This window comes from Pseudomonas sp. GM24 (assembly GCF_000282235.1).
Taxonomy (GTDB): domain Bacteria; phylum Pseudomonadota; class Gammaproteobacteria; order Pseudomonadales; family Pseudomonadaceae; genus Aquipseudomonas.
This window is the reverse complement of the sequence record NZ_AKJR01000055.1, coordinates 41,443-54,114: the sequence shown is the minus strand read 5'-3', so window position 1 is coordinate 54,114 and position 12,672 is coordinate 41,443. Positions and strand designations below refer to the sequence as shown.

Sequence of the window (12,672 nt, the reverse complement as noted above, 5' to 3'; positions counted from 1 at the left end):
GCTCCTACAGGTGAAACACATTCCAAATGTAGGAGCTGCCGAAGGCTGCGATCTTTTAATAGTGATACCACTTCACTTCAAGCATGACCTCGGTTTCCGGCGTGGCGAGATGGCTGAACTCACGCTGCGCACTCAGGCGCAAACCAAGATTACGCGACAACTCCCACTGCTGATTCAAACTCAGGCTGCGGCGCACTTCGCCATTGAAGAAGTAATCGCCCTTGGCCTCCAGACTGAGATTGCCCAGCGGGTTTTTCCACAACACGCCGGTATTGAAACCGCCGGCCGGGGAAACGAACTCGGCGAAATCATTGTTGTGTTCAACGCGCACGGTGCCGAGGGCAAAACCCAGCACATCGTCACCCAACGCCCAGGTGCCGCCACCGCCACCATTGACGTGGCTGACCAGCGTCTCGTCATCATGCTTGCCCGGTACGCGCTCCAGACCACCAGTGACCTGCCACGACAGCGGTTGCAGCAGCTCATTACGCGGCGTCAGCGAACGAATCGTCGCCAGATCCAGTTGCTGGAACTGCCAGTGATTACCTTCGTACTGACGCAACTTCATCTGCAGGATCTCGATTTGTGCGCCGAGCGGGAAGCTTTCGGCGTTGTCGTTGAGATCGTGATAAGCCATGCGCAAACCGTACTCACCGAATGCACGATCACCACGGGTGCCGAGACCGGCCTGCCAGGTGCGGGATTCGTGGCCGTCTTCCGGCAAGCCTGGCTGCGGAATGTCCAACTCAGGCGCCGGGTTCTTGTTGATCGCCCGCAGCAATTCGAAACTGCGTTGCGCCCGCTGCGGATCACGCTCCTGACCGTTGGCGCGGTAGCGCTCCAGACGATACGCCGCGTCGATGATCAACGCCTGACGGTCGCGTGGCAGGGCTTTGAACGCCGGATCCTGCAACTGCTGCTGATCGGCGCTGACGTTCAGCACCCATTGCTGCTCTTCACCGCTGAGCGGCTCGGCGCGGCTGAGCAGTTCGCGCTCGCGGGACGGGCGGTATTCGATGCTTTCCACCAGCCCGGCTTCTTTCACCGCTTTAACGGTGTCGGTAGGAATGGCGGTCAGCGGGAATTGTTCGGTCAGGCGCAGGCTCGGGCGTGCGACTTGCAGCAGCTCCAGCAAGCGATACGAGCAGTTTTCGTCGAAGAAAAAGTAATCGAACTGGATCTGCTTCAACTCCCACACATGCTCGACCATGCGCGCGGTTTCTTCTTGGCTCAGATTGAGCCGGTATTCCCACAGGTCGCGGTTTTCCAGGCTGCGGTATTCCGAGAGTTTTTCCTGATACGGCACCAAGGCGAACAATCCCGGATAACCGCCCATCAAACCTTTCCAAGCGTAGAGAATGCTGTTGTCCGAGCCTTCGATGTAGGCGCCAAAGTTGATCGCATAACTGAGCAGCGACGTCTTGTCGGCCTGCACGTCAGCCTGATCGATACGCAGCAGGGTGTGACCGAACATCGATGACGGACTGTTCAAATAAGCCGCCGGGAAGATCATCACCGCGCTGTGCGGCGAGACATCCTTGAACCACTTCTTGTATTCAGCGCATGCCGGTGTCGGTAGATCCCCGAGATTGAGCTGCGCTTTCAGCCAGCGGGTGCGCGCCGGATAAACGCATTGCGCATGTTGCTCGCCGAGACTGGCCGGTGCGTACAGCGCTTGCACGGTGGCCGCCAGTTCATGATCGGGGTGTTCGTTGCCATCGGGCGCCAGAAAAAACTTCTTGTCGCTGACATAGCTGCGCCAGCCGCCAAGCTTGGCGGTTTCGTAGTGACCGAGGGAAATCCAGAAGCGGTCGTTGGCCAGTTGCTGCAAACGTTGAGGGTCGATGGTTGGCGCGGCGGACAGCGGGGCGCAGACACAGAGCGCCAGCCAGGCAAGGCGTTTGAGCATAGTCGGCAACTTGAACAGGAAAGAAATAAAGACCCAAGGAGGGCGGGCCGAAAAAATAAAACCCGCTTCCCGAAGGAAGCGGGCGAGGTCGAGCTTAAGCCTGAGTTGCGTACTTGGCCAGACGAGGATCCGATTTCAGTACGGCCAGGGTGTTGGTATGCACGTCTTCAGCGGTCACGTCAGCCTTGCTGAAGATCTGCTGGAAGTGCTCGTGAGTCACAGCTGCGAAGTGCGCGCGATCTTCCGGCGCCACGCCCAGTACCACGGCATAAGTCGTCAGCGCTTCGCCGTTGCCTTTGGCCATGTCTTCGGACAGCTCGTTCATCATGCCATTCATGGCAAACCAGGATTTGCCGCCGTAGGTCAGCGATGCGTTGGTCGAGCAACCGTTGGTGCCGGACGTCATCCCGAAGGTGGCGTTACCGGAAGTGCCGTTGGTGGTGGAAGCGAGGAAGTGAGCAGGGGTGCCACGCTGACCTTCGAACAGCATGTTGCCCCAACCGCAATCCGGGCCGCCTGGAGCTTGCGCCATTGCGTTGATGGATACAGCGGTGAAGAGAGTACCGAGAAGAATCCGTTTCATAGCTTTTTTCTCTTTGTGTGCATACCAATGGACAGGGTTCTGGCCGGCTCTAAACGTAAGCTGCCTGCGCGACGATCATGCTGCGTTGAAAACAGGCTCGGAATGCTCATGTAGGACCCTACACTCCGCTTCCTCGCCTGTTTTCGCCTTGCCTGATCGCCGCTCGGCGAGCTTACGTTCAGAGCCAAACGAAGCCAGTGGGCCGGTATTAGTTCCAGCCGCGCAGTTTGGAGTTTAGGCACGTTCCAGGGGTTCCGTGGTTTTTTGCAAAATATTTGGAATAAACCCCGGTTTCAGGGGGCGGGCCGCCGGCTTGGCCGGTTGTCTATGCTTTGTGGTGTGGCGCGCCTTGCCAGTGGGGCACGGGCAGCGCCAGAATGCCGCTATCTGCCCCGCCTGATTGTTAAGGAAGCCCGATGCCTGATCCTGTTGCTGCCAGCTTGCGTCTCGCGCCCGAAGCGCTGACCCGTCCGTTTTCCGCTGAACAGTTCAGCTTCACTACCACCAATGATCTGGAGCCCTTTCGCGGTGTGCTCGGCCAGGAACGCGCGGTCGAAGCCTTGCAGTTCGGTGTGGCCATGCCACGCCCCGGTTACAACGTATTCGTGATGGGCGAGCCCGGCACCGGCCGCTTCTCGTTCGTCAAACGCTACCTGAAGGCCGAAGGCAAGCGCCTGCAGACCCCGGCCGACTGGGTCTACGTGAATAATTTCGACGAGCCGCGCGAACCGCGTGCACTGGAATTGCCTTCTGGCACTGCCGGCGTCTTTATCGGTGACATCAACGGCTTGATCGACAACCTGCTGGCAACGTTTCCAGCGGTGTTCGAGCACCCGTCCTACCAGCAAAAGAAAAGCGCCATCGACCGCGCCTTCAACCAGCGCTATGACAAGGCCCTCGACATCATCGAGCGTCTGGCCCTGGAAAAAGACGTCGCCCTGTACCGCGACAGCAGCAACGTTGCCTTCACGCCGATGCTCGACGGCAAGGCTCTGGACGAAGCGGAATTCGCTCAGTTGCCAGAGGCTGATCGCGAGCGTTTTCACGAAGACATTTCCGGCCTCGAAGAGCGCCTGAACGAAGAACTCGCCAGCCTGCCGCAGTGGAAGCGCGAGTCGAACAATCAACTGCGTTCGCTCAACGAAGAAACCATCACCTTGGCGCTGCAGCCATTGCTGTCGCCGCTGTCGGAGAAGTACGCCGAGAACGCCGCGGTCTGCGGTTACCTGCAAGCCATGCAGGTCTACTTGCTGAAAACCGTGGTCGAGCAATTGGTCGATGACAGCAAGACCGACGCCGTCGCGCGCAAGCTGCTGGAAGAGCAATACGCGCCGAGCCTGGTGGTCGGCCATCCGGTGAGCGGCGGTGCGCCGGTGGTGTTCGAGCCGCACCCGACTTACGAAAACCTCTTTGGTCGTATCGAATACACCACCGATCAGGGCGCGCTTTACACCACCTATCGGCAGTTGCGTCCCGGTGCCTTGCACCGCGCCAACGGTGGTTTCCTGATTCTTGAAGCGGAAAAAATGCTCAGCGAGCCGTTCGTGTGGGACGCGCTGAAACGCGCCCTGCAATCGCGCAAACTGAAAATGGAATCGCCGCTGGGCGAGATGGGCCGATTCGCCACTGTGACCCTTAACCCGCAGCACATACCGTTGCAGGTCAAAGTCATCATCATCGGTGCGCGCTCGCTGTATTACACGCTGCAGGACCTTGATCCGGACTTCCAGGAGATGTTCCGCGTCCTCGTGGATTTCGACGAAGACATCCCGATGGTCGACGAGAGCCTGGAGCAATTTGCCCAGCTGTTGAAAACCCGCACGTCGGAAGAAGGCATGGCACCGCTGACCGCCGACGCGGTGGCACGTCTGGCGACGTACAGCGCTCGTTTGGCCGAGCACCAGGGGCGTTTGTCGGCACGTATCGGTGATCTGTTCCAACTGGTCAGCGAAGCGGATTTCATCCGTCATCTGGCCGGCGATGAGATGACCGATGCCGGGCATATCGAACGTGCGCTGAAAGCCAAGGCCACACGCACCGGTCGCGTGTCGGCGCGGATTCTCGACGATATGCTCGCCGGGATCATCCTGATCGACACTGATGGTGCGGCGGTCGGCAAATGCAATGGTCTGACCGTACTCGAAGTCGGTGATTCTGCATTCGGTGTGCCGGCGCGGATTTCCGCCACGGTGTATCCGGGCGGCAGCGGCATCGTCGACATCGAGCGTGAAGTCAATCTTGGGCAGCCGATTCACTCCAAAGGCGTGATGATTCTCACCGGGTATCTGGGCAGCCGTTACGCTCAGGAATTCCCGCTGGCTATTTCCGCGAGCATCGCGCTGGAGCAGTCGTACGGTTACGTCGATGGCGACAGTGCGTCGCTGGGTGAGGCGTGCACGCTGATTTCGGCGCTGTCGAAAACCCCGTTGAAGCAGTGCTTTGCGATCACCGGTTCGATCAATCAGTTTGGCGAAGTGCAGGCGGTGGGCGGGGTCAACGAGAAGATCGAAGGCTTCTTCCGTCTCTGCGAAGCACGCGGGCTGACGGGCGAGCAGGGCGCGATCATTCCGCAGGCCAACGTCGCTACGCTAATGCTCGATGAGAAAGTGCTGGCGGCGGTGCGTGCCGGGCAGTTCCACGTGTACGCGGTGCGTCAGGCCGACGAGGCGTTGAGCCTGCTGGTCGGTGAACCGGCCGGTGAGCCGAATGCCGATGGCGAATTCCCGGAAGGCAGCATCAACGCGCGGGTGGTGGAGCGCTTGCGCGACATCGCTGAAATGATCAGCGAAGAAGACCTCAAGGAAGCCGAGAAGGAACTGGCGCAAGAGGCCTTGGCCGAAGCCAAACCGGCTTAAGCCTGGCGCGGTCAAACTGTAGGAGTGAGCCTGCTCGCGATAGCGGAGTGTCAGTCGGCGAATAAGTCGACTGGTTCACCGCTATCGCGAGCAGGCTCATTCCTACATTTGTTTTGTGGGGATCTTCGGGAAAATCGCCACTACTCTGGCGCCAATATTCACACAATGACCATTCGGCGCCTTCTGGTTTCATTCGGCTTGCGCAGCGGACTTTTCTTCTATTCTCAGCTCAAGGATATCGACAGTATCACTGGATCGAGCCAGTCCTCCCGTGGGGGCTGAATACCGGCTTCACCGAGGGTCGCCGCCATGTCGCGCAACCTCTGCCTCACCCGTCAATGCCTGGGTCTTGTGACCCGTATCGAATGCGCCATCAAGCCGTTGGCCGGCGATAACGGTATGTGGACGCTGCTCTTCGCGGCCGGCATGGCCGGCGAACAACCTTCTGCCATCAAAGCCCAGGGCCCGTTTCATGGGCCGGTCGCCGCCGAATCGATACTCGACACCATTGTCGAAAGTCTGACCTTGCATGGCTACGAACTGGCTGACGATCCGCAGATCTGGAGCCTGCACCTGCAAGCGCAGTTGCGGCAGATCAACGGTGGTCGCGGCCGCGCTCTTTAGGCGCTGCCGCAGGCTGCGATCTTTTGATCTTGCCCTTCAAGGCGCAGTCTCAGGCATCGGCGCCTTGTCGAGCTTGACCTCAAAACCGTATTGCACGGTGGCGAGGTCGGTTCGCTGATAGGCTTCGACGTGGGTCGGGCGGCCATAGAAATAATGCACGCCAAACAACGCCGGGCCTTCTGCGCTTGCATCGTGGCTGACCGAGAGAATCTGCTTGAGGTAGTTGCCACTGTCGTCTTTGACGAAGAAACGCCACTCGTTGGGCGGGAACAGTTTCAGATCCACCACCAATTGGTTGTTCTTGATCTCCAGGCCTTTGGGCAAGGATTTGGCGTCGTATGCCTGTTTGGCCACCGTGGCGAGAAACAGCGGCATTGAGCCTACCGCAATCGCCGGGGTTTCCGGGAACAGGTTCAGGTCGTAGGTGATCGTCGCGCGCAGCGGATCGACTTGATAGGCCTCGGGCGGCAGTTCGATCGGTTCATCGAGCTTGCCACTGCGCTTTTCGGTAAAGAACGTGACCGGACTGACGCCCGGACTGAAGTCATCGCCCAGCAACTCATCGTTGAACGTGCGGCGATGGGAAAACTCGATGCGCGCTGCGCTCGGTTCTTCCACGGACTGATGGACGCGGATGCCAGCCTTCAATTGCTCTTCGGTCAGGCTCGCGCCCTTGAGCCAGTTAACCGCCAGATCGTCGTACACCGTCACCGAGGGATCCAGCGGCTGGATGGTTTTCTCCGTGGTGTGCTGATTGAACGTACGAATCGGCAGATCCAGCGATTTGCGGGTCACGGTCGCCGAAGAAAAATCCAGCACGCTGACTTCCAGCGTTTCGATCGGGCCATTGAAATAGACCTTGTTGTAGCGACGCGGGTGTTTCTGCTCGAAATCCTGTTGTTCCTGGGTCAGCTGCTTTTCCAGCGTAGCGCTCCAGGCTTTCTGCTGTTGCAGGTACGTCAGTTGTTTTTCGTAGAAGGCTACTTGCTCCGGACTCTCGTTGATCGAACCGGCGCGTACCAGATACTGCCCGGTTTTATCGCGGGCCTGGACGATCAGCGGATTGAGCTGCGCCTCTGCGACTTCCGCAGCCAGTGGCAGGTTGTTGCTGAATTCGACTTCGGCGTAGTTGTTTGCAAGTTTCAGCAGTTTGACGCTGAGGTTGTCATTGCTGCGGGTCTGGCCGACGTCCTGTTGTGTCAGGTCGAAGCTGTACAGGCGGCGCGGGGCGATGACTTCGATCTGGCCTTGCAGGCTGACCGGTTGCGGCAGGGACTTCTTGTCCACGTTCAGCCCATCAATGAACGGATAGGTCACGGTCAGGTCATCGGGGTTGGTGACGTTGGAGCTGGAAGGGCTGAGCTGAATGCCCGGATCGGTTTCTGACCATTCCGGCTGATAGGCGATCACACGTTTGTTGCTCAAGGTCACTGACTGCCATTCCACGCCATGGGGGAACAGGAAACCGCCGGGAATGTTCAGGTTGAACGGGAACACCGGTTGCAGATCGGTGAGGTAATCGGAACTGGCGTCCTTGTGCAGCACGAACAAGCCATTGATAAACGTGTCGACCAGCGTCTGCGGGGCAGGGTAGTGCTTGAGCACGGCGAGGGCGTCTTCACCGTATTCGGTGTGCGGTGGGTTGTCGTCGAGTTTGATCTGCGCCCGTTCGAGCAGCAGCAGCGAGCCGCCGAGTTCAGTGATGGCGTCCTTGAGTTTTGGATCGGTGATGGCGTCCAGTGACTGTTCGAACTTTGCCGTTTTTTCTTCAAGGCTGGCGGCGTGTTTCTCGTCGCCGGGCGAGCAACCGCTGATCAACAGAGCAAGGCAGATTCCGGCCGTCATTATCGGTAATCGCACATCCATTTCCACACGTCCTGTCTACAGTCACTGGGCTGTCAATGGTTTGGACACTAGCAGAAAAAAAACACCCACACGCGCAGGTGGCGGATTTTCGGGCAGTTTCTGGCTGTCATGGGGGGCTGGTATACTCGCGGCCATTTCCAGCCCCCTGTGTGAGATTCAATGGAACGCTTTATCGAAAATGCAATGTACGCCTCGCGCTGGCTGCTGGCGCCGATCTATATCGGGCTGTCCCTCGGGCTGCTGGCGCTGGCACTGAAATTTTTCCAGGAAGTTTTTCACATCCTGCCCAACGTGTTCTCGATGGCCGAGTCGGAACTGATTCTGGTGCTGCTGTCGCTGATCGACATGGCGCTGGTTGGCGGCCTGCTGGTGATGGTGATGATTTCCGGCTACGAGAACTTCGTCTCTGAACTGAACATTGATGAAGGCAAGGAAAAACTCAGCTGGCTCGGCACCATGGACTCTTCGTCGCTGAAGATGAAAGTGGCGGCCTCGATCGTGGCGATCTCTTCGATCCACTTGCTGCGCATCTTCATGGATGCCAAGAACGTCGATCCCGAGCACTTGATGTGGTACGTGATCATCCACATGACCTTCGTCGTCTCGGCGTTCGCCATGGGTTACCTGGACAAGGTCACCAAGCACTGATCAACCGTTGATCGCTGCAAAAACACCGCCCGTCTGTTGCGAAACAGACGGGCGGTGTCATTTGTGGCTTGTGCTTTGATGCGTGCGGGCATATCCCTGTAGAGGTCCTGATTCGCCACTGTCTGAGGTGCGTTCATGAACCTGCAAGAGTTGAATGCGTATGCCATCGCCAAGAAGGTCGATGAGTTGAACCTGATCTCCATGGAAGGCGGGATTTATCTGCTCGAAGCACGGATGCATGGCGCGGCATATCCGTTAAGTGATCTCAAAGGCAACATGCTGACACTGCGTTCGGTGGAGCATGCGCGGGATTTGCTGCATGCCTTCCCGGTGCTGCCGTTCAATCTCGTGCACACCTCGGTACACGATGAAATGTGTGGCCTGGGCCCGAGCAGCGAGGAAAGTCTGAAAGTGCCACTGGCCTGGGGTTCGGCGCTGTAGGCCTTGCGCGCCATCGCCTGAGCATCTGTGCTAGTCTGCTCGCCCTTTTGGTTCCGGGCGCGCCGGGACGCGCTGTGCACGCACGGCAAGTCTTGTGGCCGTCCGCACAGCGGAGCAGTGTCATGTCCGAAGTAAATCTGTCCACCGACGAAACCCGCGTCAGCTACGGCATCGGCCGTCAGCTGGGTGACCAGCTGCGCGACAACCCGCCACCGGGCGTGAGCCTGGACGCGATCCTGGCTGGCCTGACCGACGCGTTCGCCGGTAAGGAAAGCCGTGTTGGCCAGGAAGAAATGTCCGCCAGCTTCAAGGTTATCCGCGAGATCATGCAAGCCGAAGCGGCTGCCAAAGCTGAAGCCGCTGCTGGCGAAGGCCTGGCCTTCCTGGCTGAAAACGCCAAGCGAGACGGCATCACCACCCTGGCTTCCGGCCTGCAGTTCGAAGTGCTGACTCAGGGCGAAGGCGCCAAGCCGACCCGTGAAGATCAAGTACGTACGCACTACCACGGCACACTGATCGACGGCACTGTGTTCGACAGCTCCTACGAGCGTGGCCAGCCTGCAGAACTCCCGGTTGGCGGCGTGATCGCCGGCTGGACCGAAGCCCTGCAACTGATGAATGCCGGCAGCAAATGGCGTCTGTACGTGCCGAGCGAACTGGCTTACGGCGCTCAAGGCGTTGGCAGCATCCCGCCGCACAGCGTTCTGGTATTCGACGTCGAGCTGCTGGACGTTCTGTAAGACCGGGCTTGCCTTGATGGCGGGCTAATGTGGGAGCCAGCCTGCTCCGGGCGGCGATCCGCCGATGGCGTCCTTTCAGTCAGCAAATCTGTTGCCTGATACAACGATTTCGCGAGCAGGCTCACTCCTACAGTTTTTTCCGCGTTTCATAGTTCTATCTTGTGCTGCAGCTCACTGGTCGGGCGCAACGCCCGGGCATAGCAGAACAGGAACAGATTGCGCACCAGCTCCTTGAGCACCAATGGCTCGCTGGAATTCAGGCTGCTGACGTCCAGATCCCCTTGGTCTTGCAGCTCATGCAGGGCCTCTTCTTCAAGCACCGCGCAGACTTCACCGGTTTCCCGATGGAGGATTCTGAGGTAAGGGTGTGGGCGATCCAGCCACGCGTCGATCAAATAAGTCATTGTTCTCATCTCCTTGAAAGGTTTCAATGAGAATAATTCTTATTCATTAAATAGCAAGCGTCTATTGGCGGATTCTGAAATTTTCCGGGTAAAGATTGCGTAAGGTCAAAACGACTGGCGTTTGGCTATTGCGTGATTTTATTGGGGCGGAGCGCGGAGGGCGAAGCTCCATCCCACGTCTGGCGCGGGATGGATGACAACAGATTCAGACCTTTCTGACGAACTCGGATTTGAGCTTCATCGGGCCGATACCGTCGATCTTGCAGTCGATGTCGTGGTCGCCATCGCACAGGCGGATGTTCTTGACCTTGGTGCCGACCTTGACCACCAGCGAGGTGCCCTTGACCTTGAGGTCCTTGATCACGGTGATGGTGTCGCCGTCCTGCAGGACGTTGCCGACCGAATCTTTCTTCACGGCATCATCGGACGCCACTTCGGTTTCGCCGCTGGCGGACCACTCGTGGGCGCACTCCGGGCACACCAGTTGGCTACCGTCTTCGTAGGTGTATTCGGAATTGCATTTTGGGCAGGGTGGCAACGTGCTCACTAAGGCTCCTTGGGTATGGATCGCTAAAAGTCGCACATTGTATAGGGTTTTAGCTTTTCAGGCAGTCAAAAGCAAAAGATCGCAGCGTCGACAACCCCTGTAGGAGCTGCCGAAGGCTGCGATCTTTTGATCTTGCTTCAGCGATATCAGTGCGTACGGGCGACCGCAAACTCGCTCAGTTCAACCAGTGCATCCCGATATTCACTGGCCGGCAGCGCCTCAAGGCACTTGATCGCACGGGCCACATAATCACGGGCCAGTTGCGCGGTGTACTCCAGCGAACCGGAAGCTTCTACGGCAATACGGATGCTTTCCAGGTCTTCGATCCCGCCTTTCTGGATCGCCTGACGTACCAGTGCAGCCTGTTCCGGCGTGCCTTCGCGCATGGTGTAGATCAGCGGCAGGGTCGGTTTGCCTTCGGCCAGATCGTCACCGACGTTCTTGCCCAGGGTTTCGGCGTCACCCTTGTAGTCGAGCAGGTCGTCGACCAACTGGAACGCCACACCGAGGTGATCACCAAATGTGCGCAGCGCTTCGCTCTGTTCGGCGGTAGCGCCGGCCAGTGCGGCAGCACTGTGGGTTGAGGCTTCGAAGAGCATCGCGGTCTTGCCGCGTATGACTTCCATGTAGGTTTCTTCGGTGGTGCTGGCGTCGCGCACCTTGGACAGTTGCAGCACTTCGCCTTCGGCGATGATGCGCGTGGCCTGGGAGAGGATCTTCATCACCGGCATCGAGCCCAGTTCGACCATCATTTCGAACGAGCGCGAATACAGGAAGTCGCCGACCAGCACGCTCGGGGCGTTGCCCCACATGGCGTTAGCGGTCGAACGGCCACGGCGCATGCCGGACATGTCGACCACGTCGTCATGCAGCAGAGTGGCGGTGTGCAGGAATTCGATGGTGGCGGCCAGCAGACGCATGTCGTCGCCTTCGCGACCCAGGGCCTTGCCACACAGCAACACTAATAAAGGACGCAGACGTTTGCCGCCGGCCGAGGTAATGTAATCGCCGATTTTCGATACCAGCGGTACTCGGGAAGTCAGCTGCTTCTTGATGATGCCGTCGACGGCGCTAAAATCGTCCGCCACCGCGCGGTAGAAAGCTTGGGGTTGCATCAGCGAGAGTCGCTCCAGAAGGGTTGCGCGGCATGCTAGGACCCCCGTCCAGACCTGTCAAGGCGCGATGGACGGCTACTTGCAAGGCTGCCGCGCCTTGCGTACAATCGCGCACCCTGAACTTCCTGGGCAGCACCTGCCTTACGCAATTGCAACGGGCCTTCCAGCCTAATGCAGCCATGCCAGCCAATACCTCTTCTTATAAAGAGCTGGGTGAGCAGGATTATCGGAGAAATACCATGTCTTATGCAGTAATCGTTACTGGCGGCAAGCAGTACAAAGTCGCCCCAGGTGAATACCTGAAGATCGAAAAACTGGAAATCGCTACCGGCGAATCCGTTACCTTTGATCGCGTTCTGTTGGTTGCCAATGGCGACGACGTGAATATCGGCGCTCCAGTTGTTGCTGGCGCTACCGTTGTGGCTGAAGTGATCTCCCAAGGTCGTCACGATAAAGTCCGCATCATCAAGTTCCGTCGCCGTAAGCACCACATGAAGCGTATGGGCCACCGCCAGTGGTACACCGAGATCAAAATCACCGGTATTCAGGCTTAATTTCAGCCTAATTCCTCACTAGGAGAATTGACTCATGGCACACAAAAAAGCTGGTGGTAGTACCCGTAACGGTCGCGACTCAGAAGCCAAACGCCTTGGCGTGAAGATGTATGGCGGCCAGGTCATCAAGGCCGGCAACATCATCGTGCGTCAGCGCGGCACCCAATTCCACGCTGGTTACGGCGTTGGCATGGGTAAAGATCACACCCTTTTCGCGAAAATCGAAGGCGTGATCAAGTTTGAAGTAAAAGGCGCTTTCAACCGCCGTTACGTGAGCGTAATCGCGGCTTAATCGCGAGATCGCTGGAAGAGCCCTGTCTTGCGACGGGGCTTTTTCGTTTGTGGGGTGAGTCTCTTGCAAAACTGTTTGTATGGGCTGTCGGCGT

General features: G+C 58.3%; 13 protein-coding genes. 7 read left to right on the top strand and 6 right to left on the bottom strand.

Going from position 1 to position 12,672, the window contains the following annotated elements; all coding sequences use genetic code 11:
- Positions 1-55 precede the first annotated feature (55 nt).
- Together PMI23_RS09085 and PMI23_RS09080 are read right to left on the bottom strand one after the other, a co-directional pair.
- Positions 56-1,909, bottom strand: coding sequence for an Lnb N-terminal periplasmic domain-containing protein (locus PMI23_RS09085; RefSeq protein ID WP_007909796.1), 1,854 nt, complete (start codon positions 1,907-1,909; stop codon positions 56-58).
- A gap of 94 nt (positions 1,910-2,003) precedes the next feature.
- The gene (locus tag PMI23_RS09080) at positions 2,004-2,492 is read right to left on the bottom strand and encodes a DUF3015 domain-containing protein (RefSeq protein WP_007909797.1); all 489 of its coding nucleotides are present in this window, start codon (positions 2,490-2,492) and stop codon (positions 2,004-2,006) included.
- Between the two features lie 416 nt (positions 2,493-2,908).
- Here PMI23_RS09080 and PMI23_RS09075 point away from each other — a divergent pair, with 416 nt between their 5' ends.
- Both PMI23_RS09075 and PMI23_RS09070 read left to right on the top strand, forming a co-directional pair.
- The gene (locus tag PMI23_RS09075; RefSeq protein ID WP_007909798.1) at positions 2,909-5,347 is read left to right on the top strand and encodes a Lon protease family protein; all 2,439 of its coding nucleotides are present in this window, start codon (positions 2,909-2,911) and stop codon (positions 5,345-5,347) included.
- 309 nt (positions 5,348-5,656) lie between these two features.
- A complete protein-coding gene (locus PMI23_RS09070; protein ID WP_007909799.1) occupies positions 5,657-5,971 on the top strand; it encodes a PA4575 family protein in 315 nt (104 codons plus the stop codon).
- Between the two features lie 36 nt (positions 5,972-6,007).
- On the opposite strand, the gene PMI23_RS09065 is transcribed toward PMI23_RS09070, so the two are convergent.
- Entirely contained in the window at positions 6,008-7,837 is a 1,830-nt protein-coding gene (locus tag PMI23_RS09065) for a hypothetical protein (RefSeq protein ID WP_007909800.1), read from the bottom strand.
- A 159-nt stretch (positions 7,838-7,996) separates the two neighbouring features.
- Between PMI23_RS09065 and PMI23_RS09060 the strand changes: the two genes are divergently transcribed.
- The 3 genes from PMI23_RS09060 (at position 7,997) to PMI23_RS09050 (ending at position 9,666) form a co-directional block, all read left to right on the top strand.
- The gene (locus tag PMI23_RS09060) at positions 7,997-8,485 is read left to right on the top strand and encodes a TIGR00645 family protein (protein ID WP_007909801.1); all 489 of its coding nucleotides are present in this window, start codon (positions 7,997-7,999) and stop codon (positions 8,483-8,485) included.
- Positions 8,486-8,620: 135 nt separating this feature from the next.
- A complete protein-coding gene (locus PMI23_RS09055; protein WP_007909802.1) occupies positions 8,621-8,926 on the top strand; it encodes a DUF6482 family protein in 306 nt (101 codons plus the stop codon).
- A gap of 122 nt (positions 8,927-9,048) precedes the next feature.
- Positions 9,049-9,666: an FKBP-type peptidyl-prolyl cis-trans isomerase gene (locus tag PMI23_RS09050; protein ID WP_007909804.1), complete on the top strand. Its 618-nt coding sequence runs from the start codon at positions 9,049-9,051 to the stop codon at positions 9,664-9,666.
- A 146-nt stretch (positions 9,667-9,812) separates the two neighbouring features.
- Here PMI23_RS09050 and PMI23_RS09045 read toward each other — a convergent pair whose 3' ends face one another.
- The 3 genes from PMI23_RS09045 to PMI23_RS09035 all read right to left on the bottom strand — a co-directional run bounded on the left by PMI23_RS09045 (position 9,813) and on the right by PMI23_RS09035 (position 11,732).
- Positions 9,813-10,070, bottom strand: a complete 258-nt coding sequence (locus PMI23_RS09045) for a PA4570 family protein (protein ID WP_007909813.1) — start codon at positions 10,068-10,070, stop codon at positions 9,813-9,815.
- Between the two features lie 205 nt (positions 10,071-10,275).
- Entirely contained in the window at positions 10,276-10,617 is a 342-nt protein-coding gene (locus tag PMI23_RS09040; RefSeq protein WP_007909815.1) for a zinc ribbon domain-containing protein YjdM, read from the bottom strand.
- A 146-nt stretch (positions 10,618-10,763) separates the two neighbouring features.
- The gene (locus PMI23_RS09035) at positions 10,764-11,732 is read right to left on the bottom strand and encodes a polyprenyl synthetase family protein (RefSeq protein ID WP_007909817.1); all 969 of its coding nucleotides are present in this window, start codon (positions 11,730-11,732) and stop codon (positions 10,764-10,766) included.
- A 239-nt stretch (positions 11,733-11,971) separates the two neighbouring features.
- Between PMI23_RS09035 and rplU the strand changes: the two genes are divergently transcribed.
- Positions 11,972-12,286 carry a 50S ribosomal protein L21 gene (rplU, locus tag PMI23_RS09030; RefSeq protein WP_003176051.1) on the top strand — a complete coding sequence of 105 codons (315 nt, stop codon included), beginning with the start codon at positions 11,972-11,974 and terminating at the stop codon, positions 12,284-12,286.
- A 34-nt stretch (positions 12,287-12,320) separates the two neighbouring features.
- The gene (gene rpmA, locus PMI23_RS09025) at positions 12,321-12,578 is read left to right on the top strand and encodes a 50S ribosomal protein L27 (RefSeq protein WP_007909818.1); all 258 of its coding nucleotides are present in this window, start codon (positions 12,321-12,323) and stop codon (positions 12,576-12,578) included.
- Positions 12,579-12,672: the final 94 nt, after the last annotated feature.

What these genes read in the sequence shown, in the direction of transcription:
- PMI23_RS09050 (WP_007909804.1), top strand. Translation starts at nt 9,049, where the DNA reads ATGTCCGAAGTAAATCTGTCCACCGACGAAACCCGCGTCAGCTACGGC.
- PMI23_RS09080 (WP_007909797.1), bottom strand. Translation starts at nt 2,492, where the DNA reads ATGAAACGGATTCTTCTCGGTACTCTCTTCACCGCTGTATCCATCAAC.
- rpmA (WP_007909818.1), top strand. Translation starts at nt 12,321, where the DNA reads ATGGCACACAAAAAAGCTGGTGGTAGTACCCGTAACGGTCGCGACTCA.
- PMI23_RS09065 (WP_007909800.1), bottom strand. Translation starts at nt 7,837, where the DNA reads ATGGATGTGCGATTACCGATAATGACGGCCGGAATCTGCCTTGCTCTG.
- rplU (WP_003176051.1), top strand. Translation starts at nt 11,972, where the DNA reads ATGTCTTATGCAGTAATCGTTACTGGCGGCAAGCAGTACAAAGTCGCC.
- PMI23_RS09085 (WP_007909796.1), bottom strand. Translation starts at nt 1,909, where the DNA reads ATGCTCAAACGCCTTGCCTGGCTGGCGCTCTGTGTCTGCGCCCCGCTG.
- PMI23_RS09075 (WP_007909798.1), top strand. Translation starts at nt 2,909, where the DNA reads ATGCCTGATCCTGTTGCTGCCAGCTTGCGTCTCGCGCCCGAAGCGCTG.
- PMI23_RS09070 (WP_007909799.1), top strand. Translation starts at nt 5,657, where the DNA reads ATGTCGCGCAACCTCTGCCTCACCCGTCAATGCCTGGGTCTTGTGACC.
- PMI23_RS09060 (WP_007909801.1), top strand. Translation starts at nt 7,997, where the DNA reads ATGGAACGCTTTATCGAAAATGCAATGTACGCCTCGCGCTGGCTGCTG.
- PMI23_RS09055 (WP_007909802.1), top strand. Translation starts at nt 8,621, where the DNA reads ATGAACCTGCAAGAGTTGAATGCGTATGCCATCGCCAAGAAGGTCGAT.
- PMI23_RS09045 (WP_007909813.1), bottom strand. Translation starts at nt 10,070, where the DNA reads ATGACTTATTTGATCGACGCGTGGCTGGATCGCCCACACCCTTACCTC.
- PMI23_RS09035 (WP_007909817.1), bottom strand. Translation starts at nt 11,732, where the DNA reads ATGCAACCCCAAGCTTTCTACCGCGCGGTGGCGGACGATTTTAGCGCC.